Here is an 18,612-nt window from a genome sequence, read left to right on the forward strand (position 1 = left end):
TTATATAAATGGCTAAAAACTCGATAGGAACAAATAAAAAGAATAATTTCACTGAGGAAAACAAATCTTCAGTGTGGGACACTATAAAGAAATTCGGTGGCTATGTTTCTATGGCAGTTGCAATTTTTTCAGGTGGATATCTAACTGGACAATATATTTCAGACTTGAAAAACACAGAGAGCAATATTAAAAGTTTAGGTGAGTTTCAGAAAGAACGTGAACAAATGAAGGAGGAACGTGACAAGTTGAAAGAAGAATTGAACTTGTATAAATTTAGTAATCCAAACTATGCAACTAAAGAAGAACTTGATGAGCTAAAGGAAAATATTGATAAATTTATAAAAAGACAAAAAAATCAGGAGCGATGAATAAGGAAAAAATATCAAATATTATAGGCGTACTTGTTCTGACAGTATTAATTTGTATGTCAATAGCATTTTTATTTACTTACAATAATATTGACAGTTTAAAAGAAGAAATTAAAAATAGAGATTTAATTATTGAAAATTTAAATAAGAATGATTCGATTAGCAAATCTATTATTGAAAGTACAAATTCTACCGCAAATAGTACAAATATTGTGTCTTCCGGAGATTTAGTCAAATATGCGAATGAAATGAGTAATACAATTGATTCGTTATATAATGATATAATCAACAAACAAAATAGAATAAATAATCTTAATGACTCTCTTCGATACTATAAAATTTATTATGATTATAGTCAGTCGAAATTTAATCATAAATATATTGTTATCAAAAATGCAAGTGGTGGAAGAAACTACAGTTTTGACCCCAATGCGGTTTCAAAGGTTGAATACAAAAAATGCCAAGATGAAGTTAACAATCTCAGAACTGAAATTTTCAATCTCAAAAATTCACTAAACGCATATAAAAATGCTTGTGAAAAGTATGATATTAAAATCAAAACTTCTAATGTGCGGAAAAATGGTTATAACTTTATTTCTTATGACATATCTTCTACCAAACTTGACTCTGCGTTAATGTTACTTCCTGTTTATGGAAATAAACTAAAATTTGACACTAAAAATAACGAATGGTCTGTCGGTGGCAAAATGTTTATTAGATACATAAAAGTTGAGAATGATAGTATGAAGTAAAAACCCAGCCCATAACACGCGCCTAAGTGCATTGGCTGGCTGACGTGCATTCCGGCGGTTTTGCTCCCGTATTCACCTTGTCGTTCCACGACAGCGAATGCTCCCGCAAACCGCCAAATGCCCATAACCTTGGTCGTTAGCGGTTATTATAAAAAAAATAAAGACATGATTAAGTACAATTTTCTCATTAAAATTTTAGACCAAATACGAAAAGAAGGATGGTCTAATTACAGTAAGAAATATGCAAAAAATGAAACTGATAACGAGAAGATAAATCAGGCAAGAGCGAGAGCATTTATTCATTTATACTTCAAGGTCAGTTTTGGACTGACAAGTTTTGAAGAACGAGAACATTTTATTACCGATGGTTCATACGATGGTGGCATTGATGGTTATTATATTCATTCCGAATCCAAAACCATTTTCTTCATTCAATCAAAATTCAGAACTACAAGAGAGAACTTTGAAACAAAAGAAATTGAACTTGAAGAAATTTTGGTAATGGATATAAATCGGATTTTGGAAGGTGAAGATCAAGACGAACAAGGCAATGAGTATAATGGTAAAATAAAACAACTACAACGGGAGATTTCGCAAGTTGAAGATATAGCAAGATATAAATACCATGTTGTTCTTCTTGCTAACTTGACAATAGATTTAACACCAAGTAAAATGAGGTATTTAACTGGAGGTTATCCAATGGATATAATTGACCATAAAAAGTGTTATGACAAACTTGTTTTCCCAGTAATAACTGGAACTTATTTTAATGCAACAGATTTAAATATCAACATTGATCTTAGCAATAAAAATGCTGGGAGTAAAATAAGCTATAAAGTTCAAACCAAAAATGGAGATTGTGAAATTACAGTGTTGTTTGTTCCAACTTTAGAAATAGCTAGAATACTCAGTAAGTATAAAAACTCTATTTTGAAATATAATCCAAGGAGTTATTTAGAGTTTGAGGGTCAAATTGTCAACAATGCCATTCGAGAAACAATCATGCATGAAACTACGAATGAATTTGCGTTGTTTAACAATGGTATAACAATGCTTTCAGATGATACTGATATTAATGAAAAGGTTGGTCAGAAAAACAGAGCCCAACTCGTTGTGAAAAATCCACAAATAATTAATGGGGGACAAACTGCTTTTACTTTGAGCAAAATTTTAGAAGAAAATATCAATAAAGACTACGAGCAAATATTTAGTGGTAAAGAAGTCTTGCTAAAGGTTATAACATTGCTAGAGAACGGTGATAGTACAGAGTCAAAAACCCAAAAGAAATTACAGCTCATTGATGATGTATCTACTGCAACGAACCAACAGACTGCTGTAATTACGGCAGATAGATATTCAAATGAAATTTATCATGTAAAGTTACAGAAAATCATTTTTAATAATTATGGTATTCTTTATGAAAGAAAGCGCGGTGAATTTGCAGATGGTATAAGCCAAGGTTATTTGAGTCCAAATACAATTTTAGAACGCAATCTCTTTTTTAGAATTTTGTTTGCGTCTGAAGGCAAGATTAATAAGGCTGCCGAGAGAAAATTATTTCAAGAACATGATTTGAGTGGTGATATTCATAGCGACAATAAGAAACTTGATGATTTCTATTTTTCGTTCTTATGCTTTCAAAAAATTCAAGAAGGGAATCCAAATATTAATCGTAAGGATCGCAATATCTACGGGCAAATTTATTTAATGACAAAGATTTACAAACCAGACAATATTGAATCATATAAAGAAGCAATTGACTCAAAATTTGAAGATTTTAAAACTGAATGGAATAAATTTGTCGAAGAAACAAGTAGCCAATCTAAAAGGTACAACAAGGTCTATATTGACAAAGAAACAAATTTACCACGTTCTACATTCAATGTTGGTAAATGGTATAGAAGTCTTGATTTTGAAAAAGATTTGATGAAATACTTCAAATAACAACCGCTAACACACGTCTATGCACATTGGCTGGCTGACGTGCATTTTGCAGGTTTTGCTCCCGCATTCACCCTGTCGCTTGGGCGACAGTGAACGCTCCCTCCGTCGGTTGACGGACAAATGCCCATAGCCTCGGCCGTGCGTGTCTTGAACAACAGTTGTTTTATCCGACTGTTGGTGCTTTATTACAGATGAGAGCAGACCTCTCGGCGACGACTTTCAGGAGTAGTTGCCAAACCACCTTATGCTGCGAATATCTAAGGATATTGGTAGTGAGCGATAAGGAAAAGCGGAGACGACGATTTCCGCAGGTATGAATACGTAGAGTTTGAGCAGAGTGCATAGGTTGTAATTGGATAAAGCTTTACTATTCAAAAAAAACAATTTCGATATATTGTCTATTTAAATCAATCTTGTATCTTTGGGACAAAGAATGATATTATGGTATTTCAGTTCAAAATTCAGATTAAAGGGATAACCAAACCTCCTGTATGGAGAAAAATAGCAGTCCCGGCAGACTTCACGTTCCTTCAATTTCACGAGGTGATACAAGAGGCTTTTGGTTGGGGAAATTATCATCTATTCGAATTTGAAGATAAAGAGTATCAAAGCAGCATACGCATTTCTATTCCAACAGAAGATGACTTTGATTTCGGAGTCAAGACAAAGGATGCATCAAAAGTCAAGCTATCCAAAGTCTTTAGCAGCAACAGTCCCAAACTCCTCTATGTATATGATTTTGGTGATAGCTGGGTGCATGAAATAACACTCGTAACTATCACTGATGACAAGCAGAAGAGTGCTGTTTGCCTTTCAGGTAAAGGAGCGTGTCCTCCAGAAGACTGTGGCGGCGTATATGGATATGAAGGAATGAAAGAAGTTTTCCAAACAATGCCGAAAAGCGAAGAGGCTGATGAATACAGGGAGTGGCTCAATTTAGAGGAAGATGAAGTTTGGGATGCTGGTAGTTTTAATATAGACGAAGTAAATGCTGACTTAAAGCAGATTTGATTAAGATGTTAGTTATATATCCCTCTAGTTTATGAAAAAAACAATGATCTCTCTGCTAGCTCTGATAATCTTACCGAACATATCATACGGGCAAAACTTCATGAAGCAATTTGAAGAGCTGTTCTCTAAAAAAGATACCGTAGGGCAAATACAGCTATTGAACAATTGGGAAAAAACAAATAGTAATGATCCGGAACTTTATGTGGCTTATTACATAGGAAGTTCTGAACTTCCATTAGTCAAAAGCTCAGGGGAAACTTGGTATAAAATATTTAAGAAAATATCCGCTTTCGTAGCTCAACTTGACGATTTTGAAACATGAGAATTTGCTAACTTTCGGACTTTTGCTTTGCGGACAATTCCTCGCAGATTTATAGTTATCGACAGAAAAAAAATAAAAATGGAGTACAGAAACCATTGATCAAACGTGGTGAATTCAGAAAAACCTTACGAGTAGGAGCTTAAAAACAAAAATCATGGGACTATTTTCAGCATTAATTGGTAACGCAGGAGCTGTTGGCCAAGAAGAATTAAAGAAAGATTATGGAAAACTTCTAATTGACGGAGAAGAAATTGAACTTGGTTTCAAATTGGTTAGAGACCTATTTATTTTCACGACAAAAAGACTAATTCTCATTGACAAACAAGGTCTTACTGGGAATAAAATTGAATATAAATCTATCACTTATAGAAGTATATCAAGATTCAGCGTCGAAACTGCAGGAACTTTTGACTTAGATGCAGAATTAAAAATATGGATTTCGAGCGAACAAATGCCAAGCATAAAGAAGCAATTCAACAAGTCAGTAAATGTTTATGATGTTCAAAATGTTTTGGCAACACATGTACTGAAATAAATCAGAAAATATGAAAAAAACAATTATCTAATGACTCACAATTTTGGCGATCTCAATGAGTTTAGTCATCTTTTTAGAAAAGAGATAATTCCTTCCAAGACAACGTTGCTTGAAGAGGGGAAAATGGCCAATACTATTTATTTTATAGAACAAGGCTGCATTAGAAGTTGGTTTAACAATAATAGTAAAGATATTACTGTTCAGTTTTTCTTTGAAGAAGATCAAGTAGCCTCTATTGAAAGCTTTCGAACAAATAGGGCGAGTCTATTTACTCTCGAAACTATAGAAAAAACCATCGTTTATTGTCTGGAGAAAAAAGATTTCGAATTTATCATGGAAAATTCTCCTTCAATCAAGAAATATGCTGAAGATAAAATTTTCGAAAGATTGGTTTTCTATCAGGCACTATCCATAATTCTGTGTAAACTATGTTCGGGTTCGAGCTTTAGTCGAGTGCTAAAGTTCGATTCTGTTTTCAAAGATAACTAAAAATTGATTCATAACCACACCCCAATTTCTTATAGGCATCGTCCATTTCTTTTCAATCTCACTAATAGCCAACCAAACGGACTTTCTGAGGGCATCGTCAGTAGGAAATGATAATTTTGTTTTGGTATATTTCCGTATCTTGCCATTCAGATTTTCGATTAAATTGGTTGTATAAATGATAGTACGTATCTCTATGGGAAAATCAAAGAAAGCAGTCAGATCGTTCCAGTTGCGATGCCAACTTTGTACGGCATGACGATATTTAGCACCCCATTTTCGCTCAAATTCTTCCAATGCGATGGCTGCTTGGTCTCGATTGACGGAGGTATAAATCTCTTTCATATCAGCCGTAAACTCTTTTAAATCCTTCCATACAACATATCTACATGAATTACGTATTTGATGTACCACACATATTTGAGTTGTGGATTGGGGAAATACAGCACGTATGGTTTCGGTAAAGCCATTTAGGTTGTCAGTTACCGTTATAAGTATATCCTCCACACCACGTGCTTTGAGATCCGTTAGAACAGACATCCAAAAAGAAGAACTTTCAGTCTTCCCGATCCACATACCAAGAACTTCTTTGTAGCCACGGTTATTAAGCCCCACACATAGATAAACAGTCTTGTTTATCACTTTCCCAGATTCTCTAACCTTGAATACGATGCCATCCATCCAAACAACCATATATAATCGTTCTAGCGGGCGATTCTGCCATTCAATTGCAGTCTGAGTGACTTTATTGGTAATGATTGATATTGCACTGGTAGAGAGGTTTATTTGATAAATGTCTCGTAACTCATCCTCAATATCAGATACGCTCATTCCCTTTGCATAAAGAGAGATAACCAGGCGTTCTATAGATAAACCACGACTTTGATGTTTGGGAACTACAATAGGTTCAAACTCTCCTTTGCGATCACGAGGAACTTCGATTAGATGCTCACCATGCTCGCTCTGAATCTTCTTGCTAAAGCTTCCATTGCGAGAGTTACCACTGTTATAACCATCAGTACTATGCTTGTCATAACCTAAATGGGCATCCATCTCACCCTGAAGCATTTGTTCCAATACTTGAGAATGAAGATCTTTGAGAAACTGACTAACATCTTCCTCTGTCTTGAATTGACTCAAGAACTCTTTACTGAGCATCTCGGCAGGAACTGCCTGGCGCTTTTCTCGTTTTGACATAACACTATCCATATTTTTATTTTTAAAGATAAAAAAAATAACTCGAATCTAAAGACCCGAGCTAGAGTTTACACAATATATTGGATAGTGCCAAAATATTTATGCTTTAAACTTTCGATTGTCTGTATCGTAATTTTGGCACAAACTCAAACTTGATAAATCATGAAAATAATGCTAGTAACACTTCATGTCTCGACATTCCATTATTCTTTGTTGTATCCTACCATGAAATGTAGTTGAGTATACGTATAGCTCTTTCAGATGCATTATTCAATTATATTCAAGCAAAAATTGAAAGATCACTTCATTAATCAAATAAAAAAATCTAACTTTGTGATGAATTAAAAACACAATTGGACTAAAAGAGATGAAGAGAACTCGAATATTGTCGAATATACTAATACTACTGTTCACCTTTCTATGTATAGGATGTAAGCATCAACCTTCTAAGATCTCGCCCACCTTAAGAACCGCAGAACGATTAATCAATACTGATCCTGATAGTGCATCGAGTATATTAAAACGCCTCTCATCTCCTGAGAAATTAGATGATGAAACCTTTGCACATTGGTGTATGCTATCGGGCAAAGTAACCGATAAAATCAACACCCCTATCTTGCCGACATTCCATTTAGACCGCGCTCTTAAGTGGTATGAAAATAACGGAACCCAAGAAGAGCAAGCACAAATGAAGCTCTATCTAGGACGTTCTTATGTAGCTGATGGTAATTATGACAAAGCCATGGCTATATACATTGACGCCTTAGAAATAGCAGAAAAAAACAAGCTAGATAATTTAGGCGGATATATCAATTGCTACATGGGCGATCTGTACGAACAAAAATATATGCAGAAACAAGCAATAGACAAATATAAAACCGGAGCCAATAAATTCAAAACAGCAAACAATGTGAGGAGTTATGCTTGTGCTTTGAGAGATGTCGGCCGCGAGTACGCACTCATGGATTCATTATCACACGCCTTAAAAGTGATGCAAAAAGCCGATTCTATAGCGATCAGATTGGATGATGACAATGTGAAAAGTTCAATAACCAACTCCTTGGGAAATATATACCAGATGCAACATGAATATAGCAAAGCTAAAGCATGCTTCATCAAAGCATTGGAGCAAGGTAAAGACAAAATGCCCGATCGTATGGCACTTGTAAAACTGTATATCGAAACAGACTCCATCTCACAAGCATACGACTTATTGGAAGAAGCACCGCAGAATGATCCGACATACACCTTTACAATAAAATATTTCTATAGCCAAATATATGAAGCCAAAGGTAATTATAAAAAAGCGCTGGAGAATTTACAAGAATACACAGAAATAACAGACTCAATAGTCTATGCCGATAATCAATCCAAGATACTGGAAATAGAAACCAAATACAATGTTCTTAAGGCGCAGTCGGAAATTGATGATTTGAAGATAGCCAAACAAAAATACATTATTATTCTGACTGTATCCATCGCTTTCACGTTGCTTATCTTACTCTCCTACCACATATATAGAAAACAGGCAACTTCGAAAATTCAAAAACAGCAAGAGGAATTGAATCAGACCAAATTCAAACTACTTGACCTCTCTCTGGAATTAGAGAAAAAAAGAAATCAGCTGGAAACGGCAAAGGCTAAGAATGAAAACGTAGATAAGTTACAAGAAGAGATAACCGACTTGTCTTTAAAGCACAAAAAACTGCAAAATAACATTTTGACCAATTCAGCAATCTATAAAAAACTATTGCAACTAGCTAAACAAAACATGCCGGGTAATGATAAACCGTTGATAACTGATAATCTCTGGCAACTTATAATGGATGCAATAACAGTTGCGTATCCCAATCTGGAAAAGTTAGTGTATGATCTGTGTCCGGACCTATCTCCCCAGGAATGGCAATATTGTTGCTTCTACATGTTCAACTATGACAGCTCCGATGAAGCTAAACTATTAAACATCAGCCCCAGTTCTGCACGAACAAAACACTTAAGATTAAGACAAAGGCTGAACATTACTTTAGAACCCAAAACAACATTATACGAATATCTAATCCAGAGTATGTAGTAAAAAACTCACCTGAAAATCAAAGCAATTTTCTTATCTTATTCCTCCCTCACGTTTAGAGCTATTTCATCGTAATAATTCCCTCCAAACATGCTAAAAGTATACATACTTTTAGCCCATGTCTATGCAAAAGTACGTAACTAGCTGATTATCAGCCATGGCATGTCTATGCATAAGTCATTAAAACACAATGGAAAATCACGATAGATTCATAACTTTGACAAAACTCAAATGGATAAAATTATGAAAAAAAAGAAGAATATGAAAAGCACAAAAATGATTTCCTCACTCTTAATAATATTCATTTTTATCAGTTGTAATAATGTTGATAATATCATCCCCGTGGTACCGTCCATAGCGGTGTTCTGGTACCCCAATTTATCGTGTTGATTGATCTTGTATCACTTGACTGGTACCGTTGGCGTTTGTGTTTCCATTTCCAACTTTCAACCACGTTCATATCACTTGATTGGTACCATCAATATCACTTTTAGCGGTACTTCTATTCGTAAAATTTGCAATGGCATTATATTGTTGTTGGGTTATGCCCAGAATTAACAATATTATTAACGTCTAAAAGTAAACCAAATGTTACGACTAAGACAGATTTTACAGATGCTAGGCAATGGTATTCCACAAGCTGATATATGTGGAATTGTTCATTGCAGCAAACGTACCGTATCGGGTTATCGGAAGATTGCATCGACGACGAGACAAAGTTTTGAAGAGCTGCTAGCAATGGCAGACAGTGAGCTGGAAACCATCTTTATGCCCCCAAAGAATGCACTTAATGACGATGGACGTAAGCAGGAGCTTGAACGCATGATGCCGGAAATTATCAAGCGCCTGGGTCGCAAGCATGCCAATGTCCAGTTTGTATTTGAGGATTACTACCATAAGGAATGTCCCAGCGGTTATGGTTATACTCAATTCAAGAAGCATGTTAGCTCTTATAGAGAGAAAAATGACTACTCCTATCACAACGTCTATGAGCCCGGTAAGGAATGGCAAATAGACTTTGCCGGAGATGCCTTGTTTCTGACCGACAGGCTCACCAAGGTGAGACAGAAACTGGTGGTATTGGTATGCGTGATGCCCTACAGCAATCTGCCATTCATGATGGCCATGCCCAATGCCACTACCGAATGGTTTTTCCATGGACTCAACAAAGGACTAGAATTTATAGGTGCTGTCCCCCATACAGCCAAAAGTGACAACATGAAACAATGGGTAACGAAATCTGACCGCTACAGCCTTACGTTTTCGGATGCCAATGTGGAATGGGCGATGTATTACGGCATAGAACCTACAGCTTGTCGCGTGCGCAAACCCCGTGACAAAGGACCTGTTGAGGGTGCTGTGGGCCAACTCTACAAGTACGTGTATGCCCGCCTTGAAGGTGAAGAGTTCTACGCTTTGGATGCACTGAACGATCGCATCCTTGAACTCCTTGAAGAATATTGTAGTCTTCCCTTCAAGGGTTCTACCCGGTGGGAGATCTTTCAGAAGTATGAGAAGCCTGAAATGAATCCGTTGCCGGATCAAATGTATCGTCTTCGTATGCGCAAGGAGGTTAAGCTTAGCAGTACATACCATGTATGTGTAGGCAGTGAGCGCCACTTCTACAGTGTCCCGTTTAAATATGTCGGACAAAAGGTTAAAATCATGTGGGACGTGCACTCTGTAGAGATCTATGTGGGTACAATATGCGCTTGTATGCATCGTAGAAGCCTCATACCATATGGCTACTCCACTGAGAAATCGCACATGCCGGAGAATCATACTGCATACGAGCATCGCAAGGAGCAGAATGCCGCAACACTCATAGAAAGAGGTGCGCGCATTGGGCAATCTGTTGAATGGGCAATAACAGACATCCTCCAGCGCACCACTTTCCCTCAGCAAGCATATGGGAAATGCAACGGACTGCTTGCTTTGGCAAAGAAATATGGCAGAAGCAGATTGGAACATGCTTGCATGATGATGAGAGAAGAAACGGATGTGGCAAGCTATAAGACTCTCTGTAATATGCTTAAGAATAATCGGGATTTGGCTTCCGGTGAGAAAGAATCTATTTCAAGAACTCCCTTTAACGACAATGTGAGAGGATCTTCTGCGTACACGTCCATACCATCACTTAGAAAGGAGGCCGACCATGAATGAACTTGCTTCAATTGTAGAACGCCTAAAGGCTCTTAAACTGAGCGGTATGGCTGAAGCGGTCAGTGATATTATAAAGCTTCCTGTGCAGATGCGGCCAAGCTTAGAAATGGCTCTGTCAAAAATGCTGGAAACGGAAATCCGTTGTCGTGATGACAGCCGAACTACCAGACTGCTGAAGGAGAGCAAATTGAGATACCAAGTACTTGTCGAGGATATCACTTGTTCGACTGCCCGCAACTTTACCCGTGAGCAGCTAACCTCTATTGCTGACTGCGGTTTTGTGCGGCGTGGAGAAAATCTGCTTATTACGGGGCTTACTGGATGCGGAAAATCATATCTGGCATGTGCTCTTGGACATCAAGCCTGTACGCTTGGCCTGAAAACACTTTATCTGAACATGAACCGATTTGTCGATGTACTCAAACAGTCACGCCTTGACGGAACCTTCTCACAGATGTTGTCACGACTAGACAAGAACGATCTTATCGTCCTTGACGATTTTGGGTTGCAGAAAATGGACAGTGATACACGTATAGCATTGCTTACATTACTAGAAGAACGCTATGAAAAGAAGTCAATGATTATTATGTCTCAACTTCCTTTGGACAAGTGGTATGACTACATAGCGGAAGCTACACTTGCTGATGCCATCATGGATAGGCTGATAAACTCATCTCATCACCTGAATCTTGAAGGACCATCATTACGAAAGAGAAAAAATAAATAAAATAGAATCAGAGAGAGATACCTTTTGGCGGTGTGCAACCACCCTTGAGAAGTATCTCTTTACGACGTTCATATCACACATTTGGTACCGGTACCAGCCAACGCTACGAGCGGTACCACGAAAGTGTCGCACACGGTACCAAGGGAGTGATATAGCGGTACCAAACGGGCGATATTATCAAATGTAGAGTTAGAACCAAAATCATATATTGATTTAAGTCAAAATGAATTATTTATAGCTTCTTCAGGTGATACTAAAATTATTTATGTGACTTCTAATTGCAACTGGGCCGCTACAAACACTTCCGATTGGTGCATCATTAATACTAACAAAGGCACTGAAAAGCCTAATATCGAAGTAACGGTCTTGCCCAATAAGACAGATTCCACACGAAAGACAATAATAAAAATAACAGATGGGATAATTAAACAGACCTTAAATATCGCCCAAGACAGTAATAACAAAGCACATCAGCTTGATTGGCACACATTTCCAGTCAATTCAATAACATCAGCAAATTATACATTGGGAAGCAATGGCATTGAAAGAATATATAATATAATAGGAAACAGAATATTCATCAATGGATATATACAAAAAAAAATATATCATGGAAATCTAATTAATAACAACTTAAATGGCTTCGTTGACCTAGTAGATTATCCGAATTATACATACAATACGATTACGGTGGGAAGTTTTGTGAATGGAAAAGCCTTCATAAAGACATTCATTCCATCATATCAAGAGACTGGAGATCTAGCCAAAGAGGTTCTACAATCGTTGCCAATCCAAAATTTGCAATTTAATTATAATAATTCACCTATTAAATATACTTCGTATAGACAACTGAATCTATTAGGCAAGGGCAATCTTGGAACAAACTTAGAGGAAATAATTTCAGGTCATTCATATCTTGAAAAAGAAATGAACAAAAAAAATGGCTTTATTTATTCATATAACATGGTTTTATTTGACCTAGTTATGGATAATCAAGAAGAAATAATAACTGAAAAGATTACGGATGAGAAAATATTAAAAAACTTGTCATGTATCAAAAGTATAAATTATGGAAGAACGGCTTACTTATTAATTGAAACTGATGAAAATGAAATTACTGTAAATAATATAATAATAAAAATAAGAAAAGATGAGCCTCTTACTGAGTATGAAATATCACTTTTCAACACACTGGATGTCTATTATTTGCACTTTGATAATAATCTTAAAATTATTGCCGAAAAAGGCAAAGGCAATAATAAAGAAGTAGTCAAGAAATATATGAATAGTATAAATGGTTCTAGTATCATCCCGCTTACCTTTTCTACTCAAAGCTATTCGGACCATTCATCAACAAACGTTAATTATACTATAGTATTACAATAAGTCTATTAGTTTCCAACATCTAATTTTTTAAACCATGAAAACGAAAAAAACTTTAAAACTGACGAATCTATTTCTGGCCTGTTTATACACAACAGCCTTTTTCTCCTGTACCAATGGCATAGAGATCAATAATTCTATTGAGCCGCAAAGTTCCAAATACGTTCCTAAACCTATCATCTTACCCACTAAAAGCCTGGGATGGGATGCATCATATCATCCAAACCAACCTAATATGCGCTCTAACGAGAATCACAGCCACGAAATGGCGGTTGTGAGTGATAATATATTTGTTGGTGCAGTATACAGCGCAACCTCTATAAATGATCTAACATATTCATGGATTTCTAATACAGTAAAACCAATAGATGTTGCATTTACTTTTCCAAGATACTATTTTGACCAAATTCAAAGGCCATCCGTAACAGGAATGTATAGATCATTAAGCAAGGCTATACAATCTCCTAACTTTACGGGCAAACAGTCACTGTCGTTTGAGTATGACTACAGACAGTTTTCGTATTATCAGGAATTGAAATTAGCATTTGGTGCAAATGTCAATATCGCTGGATTATTTAAACTCGACGCTTCAGTGAACAATACCAAGATAAGATCCAAATCAGGATTATTTGCGAGAATTGTACAAAAAAACTTTTCAATGATCATGGATTATCCTATTGGTGGAAACGTTTTTCAAAATGAAAGTGATTTGACCAATTTACTGTCAAGAGAGCCATTATACGTTAATTCAATAATATTTGGTAGAATGGCCGTTATAGCGATTGAGAGTTCATACGAATACAATGAACTTAAAGTTGCTTTTCAAGCCGCTTTAACAGCAGGAAAAGTAGGTGTGGAACTAAATATTTCTGCCGAACATAAGAAAATTCTTGAAGAGTCACAAATAAAATTATGCGTTTCCGGTGGAGCCGGTCAAGAAGTAGCAAAAATTGTAGAAGGATATAATGAATTCAAAAACTTCATCATCGCAGGTGGCGAGTTCACAACAGAAGTTCCTGGTGTCCCAATTTTCTTTACGGCTAATTACGCAAGAGATAATTCCGTGTTTAATACAACATTTGCGACTAATTAACACTTATTACTGTTATCAACATTCACAATAAAGATGTATTTCCGCTATATTTAACCATATTTCTTATTCAATCGAGATAATGAAAAACAAAATATTTTATTACTTATTTTGCATAATATTGGTTGGTTGTTCTACAGATCAACTGACCAACATGAACACTGAAAATATTGCATCCTCGGATAATGATATTAATATTGAAATTAAAACCTCACGGATGTATGGGGAAAATCTGCCGTCAGGAATTAGTACAACTCGCGCTAATGATCCATTTACAGAAATAAGAGAAGTTGAATGTTCTGAATCAATTGTTGTGCCGGAATTACAGCCACATATCTGGATAGGCAATATATTAACAAAGAACTCCGTAGCGGATTGTAATTATAAACCCCTGATATACCCAAGATCACCGATAACTCTAACTCTGACCTTACTAGGTGCTAATCCAACAACGATTGCCAATCCGTCATATAGCAGTTTTATGCAATACGTACAGCAACAAACTACTATAGGTAACTTTTCTCAAAGTAATGAATTTAGTTGCACCACCGAACAGTTTACTTCATATAATGAGTTGAAGGTTGCTTTTGGCAGCAATAAAAATACCGGCATGTTATTCTGGGGATCATCTTCCGTTGAAGATGGAGAGCATCATTCCATCAGTAAAGCAACCGGCCTATATGTAAAGTTTTACCAAACCAGTTTTAAAGCTGTTATGGACTACCCACAGGCAAAGATTGCATCCATTCCGGCAAATATGCTTGACTCAGCTGTGTATGTCAACTCTATATCGTTTGGCCGATTGGGTATAATGTCTTTAGAAACAAATTCCGCTGCCGAATACTCCAAAGTAACGATTAATCGAGTATTTAAGAAGCTGCTTGTTAGTGGATCCAGTAGTCTAACAACCGAAGAACAAAATTTTCTAAATGGATGTGACTTTAAAGCTTATTTAATTGGTGGAAATGGAACTACTGGGGTTGAAACTTTTACAGGTTACTATGGCTTCATTCAACATATCAAAAAAGGCATTTTTAGCAAAAATGAGCCAGGAACACCCATCTTTTGCACGTTCAACCATGTTAAAGACAATACTCCAGTAAAAGTCAACTTCAAATTTAACATTAAAAAAAGTCCATTGTATGTTGAATTTGCAAGGAAAACAGATGGACTTTATCTAAATTTCTACAGGAGCAGAAGTAAAGTGCCAGTTATAGCAGATCCAAAGATTGCTTTTGATTTACGTAGACAGTCATATAATTTATTTAAAGATTCGTACAATGACCCGATACGTGGGTGGATATGGATTTTACGTCCGGAACTAGTTTATGATACAAAAAAAACAGCTTATAATGCAGGATATCAAACATCATTAAAGCTATATCCAGACGACGAATGCCCTGAAGGTGATAGTTTTGATACATCTATTCCTCACCAAGGTATCGAGATTTATCGTAGAGCCCAAATCAGATTAACCCCAAATGAGAATATACTTATAATGGGTAAAGACTATTATGGAGATGAAAAGCTTATTTTCCCATTTGAGGAATATCATGGATCGTTCAACCGCTATTAATAATTGAGATCAATTTCCTCGAAAAAAGAGTTCTTCGAGGAAATTGGTCTATCTCCCCAGGCTAATTCCCTAAAAATAGCAATACTGGTGCTTCTACATATTCTGTTTTCAAACCAATAAATAGTTAGAATATTTTTGATTCACCCGAAAACAAGTACGGAATATTTAATAATCCATGCATAAACGGAAGTTACACGATATCAATAGGCACTGGTTATTATTAGGCTGGGGAATCACGATGTATTAATTCTTTTTTTACATAAATTAATAAAATCATGAAAAGGATTGTCAGACTATTCTTAGTTACATTTGAACCTATGAAAGTATTACACTATGTTTCAATAAGTGCTTTGCTTTTATTCTTCTCATGCAGCAAAGAAGAATTGAACCCACCTGCCCCAACCTCTGATTATCCCAAATATTTCAAATTTGACAGAAGCGAAATCCAAGATTTCACCGTATACGCAGGTTCTCCGAACGGAGCAAAGGAAGTAACCACCGATTATTCACCTGATGACATTTGGGGATCTCGCTTGTCTATCCCTCCACAATCAATTACTTTGTACAGCGACTCTATTTTGGATTTTGATAATGGGAGCAAAAAACACTATAAATCCAAAGAGGATTCTATTTATATAAGAGAAAGTGATGAGAGCTGGAGTAAAATTGGTTATAAAAAGAATGGTAAACTGATTTATCATGTGGCTTTGATTTATACCTATCTCCGTCCGGATGAAGGAGTGCAAATGCTTTCAATAGAGAATTCCTATCAAGTCTTTAATTATAACCTCTTTTTTAAAACATATCCTTTCTCTCCATCAGATCTCAATTCAAGTCTGGAAAAAATAGCTTGGTGCAATATCTATACAACGTATGGCAGCGTCCAGTAATGCTGGTAACACTTCATATCGCAATATGCCATCATTCTTTACTGCATCCTACCATGAAATGTAGTTGAGTATACGTATTAGCCTTTTCAGATGCATTGTTCCATCATATTCAAGCAAAATTTGGAAGATCACTTCGTTAGTCAAACAAAAAAACATAACTTTGTGATGAATTAAAAACACAATCAGGCTAAAAGAGATGAAGAAAGCTCGAATATTGTCGAATATACTAATACTACTGTTCACCTTTCTATTTATAGGATGTAAGCATCAACCTTCTGAAACTTTACCGGCCTTAAGAACCGCAGAACGATTAATCAATACTGATCCTGATAGTGCATCGAGTGTATTAAAACATCTACCATCTCCTGAGAAATTAGATGATGAAACGTTTGCGCATTGGTGCATGCTATCGGGTAAAGTAACCGATAAAATCAATACTCCTATTTTGCCGACATTCCATTTAGACCGTGCTCTTAAGTGGTATGAAAATAACGGAACCCAAGAAGAGCAAGCACAAATGAAGCTCTATCTAGGACGTTCTTATGTAGCTGATGGTAATTATGACAAAGCCATGGCTATATACATTGACGCCTTAGAAATAGCAGAAAAAAACAAACTACATAATTTATGTGGATATATCAATTGTTATATGGGAGACTTATACGAGCAAGAAGACATGCAGAAACAAGCCATAGACAAATATAAAACCGGTGCCAATAAATTCAAAACAGCAAACAATGTGAGGAGTTATGCTTGTGCTTTGAGAGATGTCGGTCGCGAGTACGCACTCATGGATTCATTATCACGCGCCTTAAAAGTGATGCAAAAAGCAGATTCAATAGCGATCAGATTGAATGATGATAATGTTAAGGCTTCAATTAGTAATTCTCTGGGAAATATCTACCAGATGCAACATAAATACGGAAAAGCTAAAACATGCTTCATCAAAGCATTGCGACAAGGAAATAATAAAATGCCCAGCTATATAGCACTTGTAAAGCTATATATTGAGGCCGATTCAATACCCAAAGCATACGAATTGCTGCAAAAAGTTCCGCAAAACAACCCTGAATACACCTATTCTATCAAAGGGCTTTATCATCTAATCTACAAAGCCAAAGGTGATTACAAAAAAGCACTTGAGAATCTGGAAGAATATACAGAACTAATAGACTCAATAGTCTATGCCGACAATCAATCTAAAGTACTGGAAATAGAAACCAAATACAATGTTCTTAAGGCACAGTCGGAAATTGATGATTTGAAGATAGCCAAACAAAAATACATTATTATTCTGACTGTATCCATCGCTTTCACGTTGCTTATCTTACTCTCCTACCACATATATAGAAAACAAACCATTTCGAAAATTCAAAAACAGCAAGAGGAATTGAATCAAACCAAAATCAAACTACTTGACCTCTCTCTGGAATTAGAGAAAAAGAGAAATCAGCTTGAAACGGCAAAGGCTAAAAATGAAAACGTAGATAAGTTACAAGAAGAGATAGCCGACTTGTCTTTAAAATACAAAAAACTGCAAAACAACATTTTGACCAATTCAGCAATCTACAAGAAGCTATCGCAACTAGCTAAACAAAATATGCCGGGCAATGATAAACCATTGATAACTGATAATCTCTGGCAACTTATAACGGATGCAATAACAGTTGCATATCCCAATCTGGAAAAGTTGGTGTATGACCTATGCCCGGACTTAACTTCCCAAGAATGGCAATATTGCTGCTTTTATATGTTCAACTATGACAGCTCCGATGAAGCTAAACTATTAAACATCAGCCCCAGTTCTGCACGAACAAAACACTTAAGATTAAGACAAAGGCTGAACATTACTTTAGAATCCAAAACAACACTATACGAATATCTAATCAATAGTATAGACTAAAAAAATCACCTGAAAATCAAAGCAATTTTCTTATCTTGTTCCTTCCCCATATTTAGAGCTATTTCATCGCAATAATTCTCTCCAAACAGGTTAAAAACATACATGCTTTTAGCTCGTGTCTATGCATAAGTATGTAACTCACTGATTATCAAGCATGGCATGTCTATGCATAAGTCATAAAAACACAATGGAAA

General features: G+C 36.0%; 16 protein-coding genes. 15 read left to right on the top strand and 1 reads right to left on the bottom strand.

Annotation, left to right across the window (positions count from 1 at the left end):
- The first annotated feature begins 8 nt into the window (after positions 1-8).
- The 7 genes from BQ5338_RS04095 to BQ5338_RS04125 all read left to right on the top strand — a co-directional run bounded on the left by BQ5338_RS04095 (position 9) and on the right by BQ5338_RS04125 (position 5,421).
- Entirely contained in the window at positions 9-368 is a 360-nt protein-coding gene (locus tag BQ5338_RS04095; protein WP_071145516.1) for a hypothetical protein, read from the top strand.
- Positions 365-1,120: a hypothetical protein gene (locus tag BQ5338_RS04100; protein ID WP_071145517.1), complete on the top strand. Its 756-nt coding sequence runs from the start codon at positions 365-367 to the stop codon at positions 1,118-1,120. The genes BQ5338_RS04095 and BQ5338_RS04100 overlap by 4 nt, the downstream gene beginning before the upstream one ends.
- A 165-nt stretch (positions 1,121-1,285) precedes the next feature.
- The gene (locus tag BQ5338_RS04105) at positions 1,286-3,064 is read left to right on the top strand and encodes an AIPR family protein (protein WP_071145518.1); all 1,779 of its coding nucleotides are present in this window, start codon (positions 1,286-1,288) and stop codon (positions 3,062-3,064) included.
- A 441-nt stretch (positions 3,065-3,505) separates the two neighbouring features.
- The gene (locus tag BQ5338_RS04110; protein WP_071145519.1) at positions 3,506-4,075 is read left to right on the top strand and encodes a plasmid pRiA4b ORF-3 family protein; all 570 of its coding nucleotides are present in this window, start codon (positions 3,506-3,508) and stop codon (positions 4,073-4,075) included.
- 31 nt (positions 4,076-4,106) lie between these two features.
- Entirely contained in the window at positions 4,107-4,397 is a 291-nt protein-coding gene (locus BQ5338_RS04115) for a hypothetical protein (RefSeq protein ID WP_071145520.1), read from the top strand.
- Between the two features lie 154 nt (positions 4,398-4,551).
- Complete coding sequence (locus tag BQ5338_RS04120; RefSeq protein WP_071145521.1) at positions 4,552-4,932, top strand: PH domain-containing protein; 381 nt, start codon at positions 4,552-4,554, stop codon at positions 4,930-4,932.
- A 30-nt stretch (positions 4,933-4,962) separates the two neighbouring features.
- Positions 4,963-5,421, top strand: a complete 459-nt coding sequence (locus tag BQ5338_RS04125; protein ID WP_071145522.1) for a Crp/Fnr family transcriptional regulator — start codon at positions 4,963-4,965, stop codon at positions 5,419-5,421.
- Here the strand turns inward: BQ5338_RS04125 and BQ5338_RS04130 are convergent.
- Positions 5,389-6,576: an IS256 family transposase gene (locus tag BQ5338_RS04130; protein ID WP_205409935.1), complete on the bottom strand. Its 1,188-nt coding sequence runs from the start codon at positions 6,574-6,576 to the stop codon at positions 5,389-5,391. The two genes, BQ5338_RS04125 and BQ5338_RS04130, sit on opposite strands and share 33 nt — an antisense overlap.
- A gap of 406 nt (positions 6,577-6,982) precedes the next feature.
- Here BQ5338_RS04130 and BQ5338_RS04135 point away from each other — a divergent pair, with 406 nt between their 5' ends.
- From BQ5338_RS04135 to BQ5338_RS04170, 8 genes are all read left to right on the top strand, one after another.
- Positions 6,983-8,686: a BT3442 family protein gene (locus BQ5338_RS04135; protein WP_071145524.1), complete on the top strand. Its 1,704-nt coding sequence runs from the start codon at positions 6,983-6,985 to the stop codon at positions 8,684-8,686.
- 588 nt (positions 8,687-9,274) lie between these two features.
- Positions 9,275-10,849, top strand: a complete 1,575-nt coding sequence (gene istA / locus BQ5338_RS04140) for an IS21 family transposase (RefSeq protein ID WP_071144984.1) — start codon at positions 9,275-9,277, stop codon at positions 10,847-10,849.
- Complete coding sequence (istB, locus tag BQ5338_RS04145; protein WP_071144985.1) at positions 10,842-11,576, top strand: IS21-like element helper ATPase IstB; 735 nt, start codon at positions 10,842-10,844, stop codon at positions 11,574-11,576. The genes istA and istB overlap by 8 nt, the downstream gene beginning before the upstream one ends.
- A gap of 207 nt (positions 11,577-11,783) precedes the next feature.
- A complete protein-coding gene (locus tag BQ5338_RS04150) occupies positions 11,784-12,962 on the top strand; it encodes a BACON domain-containing protein (RefSeq protein ID WP_262483077.1) in 1,179 nt (392 codons plus the stop codon).
- Positions 12,963-12,996: 34 nt separating this feature from the next.
- The gene (locus BQ5338_RS04155; protein WP_071145526.1) at positions 12,997-14,052 is read left to right on the top strand and encodes a thiol-activated cytolysin family protein; all 1,056 of its coding nucleotides are present in this window, start codon (positions 12,997-12,999) and stop codon (positions 14,050-14,052) included.
- Positions 14,053-14,131: 79 nt separating this feature from the next.
- Positions 14,132-15,625, top strand: coding sequence for a thiol-activated cytolysin family protein (locus BQ5338_RS04160; protein ID WP_071145527.1), 1,494 nt, complete (start codon positions 14,132-14,134; stop codon positions 15,623-15,625).
- A gap of 275 nt (positions 15,626-15,900) precedes the next feature.
- Entirely contained in the window at positions 15,901-16,515 is a 615-nt protein-coding gene (locus tag BQ5338_RS04165) for a hypothetical protein (RefSeq protein ID WP_071145528.1), read from the top strand.
- A 196-nt stretch (positions 16,516-16,711) separates the two neighbouring features.
- A complete protein-coding gene (locus BQ5338_RS04170; protein WP_071145529.1) occupies positions 16,712-18,418 on the top strand; it encodes a BT3442 family protein in 1,707 nt (568 codons plus the stop codon).
- Positions 18,419-18,612: the final 194 nt, after the last annotated feature.

It is taken from the genome of Bacteroides ihuae, from assembly GCF_900104585.1.
Taxonomy (GTDB): Bacteria; Bacteroidota; Bacteroidia; order Bacteroidales; family Bacteroidaceae; genus Bacteroides; species Bacteroides ihuae.

Bases quoted from the DNA above. Each gene is read 5' to 3' on its own strand.
- BQ5338_RS04105 (WP_071145518.1), top strand. From the start codon at position 1,286: ATGATTAAGTACAATTTTCTCATTAAAATTTTAGACCAAATACGAAAA.
- BQ5338_RS04160 (WP_071145527.1), top strand. From the start codon at position 14,132: ATGAAAAACAAAATATTTTATTACTTATTTTGCATAATATTGGTTGGT.
- BQ5338_RS04095 (WP_071145516.1), top strand. From the start codon at position 9: ATGGCTAAAAACTCGATAGGAACAAATAAAAAGAATAATTTCACTGAG.
- istB (WP_071144985.1), top strand. From the start codon at position 10,842: ATGAATGAACTTGCTTCAATTGTAGAACGCCTAAAGGCTCTTAAACTG.
- BQ5338_RS04155 (WP_071145526.1), top strand. From the start codon at position 12,997: ATGAAAACGAAAAAAACTTTAAAACTGACGAATCTATTTCTGGCCTGT.
- BQ5338_RS04125 (WP_071145522.1), top strand. From the start codon at position 4,963: ATGACTCACAATTTTGGCGATCTCAATGAGTTTAGTCATCTTTTTAGA.
- BQ5338_RS04110 (WP_071145519.1), top strand. From the start codon at position 3,506: ATGGTATTTCAGTTCAAAATTCAGATTAAAGGGATAACCAAACCTCCT.
- istA (WP_071144984.1), top strand. From the start codon at position 9,275: ATGTTACGACTAAGACAGATTTTACAGATGCTAGGCAATGGTATTCCA.
- BQ5338_RS04165 (WP_071145528.1), top strand. From the start codon at position 15,901: ATGAAAAGGATTGTCAGACTATTCTTAGTTACATTTGAACCTATGAAA.
- BQ5338_RS04100 (WP_071145517.1), top strand. From the start codon at position 365: ATGAATAAGGAAAAAATATCAAATATTATAGGCGTACTTGTTCTGACA.
- BQ5338_RS04115 (WP_071145520.1), top strand. From the start codon at position 4,107: ATGAAAAAAACAATGATCTCTCTGCTAGCTCTGATAATCTTACCGAAC.
- BQ5338_RS04135 (WP_071145524.1), top strand. From the start codon at position 6,983: ATGAAGAGAACTCGAATATTGTCGAATATACTAATACTACTGTTCACC.
- BQ5338_RS04120 (WP_071145521.1), top strand. From the start codon at position 4,552: ATGGGACTATTTTCAGCATTAATTGGTAACGCAGGAGCTGTTGGCCAA.
- BQ5338_RS04170 (WP_071145529.1), top strand. From the start codon at position 16,712: ATGAAGAAAGCTCGAATATTGTCGAATATACTAATACTACTGTTCACC.
- BQ5338_RS04130 (WP_205409935.1), bottom strand. From the start codon at position 6,576: ATGCTCAGTAAAGAGTTCTTGAGTCAATTCAAGACAGAGGAAGATGTT.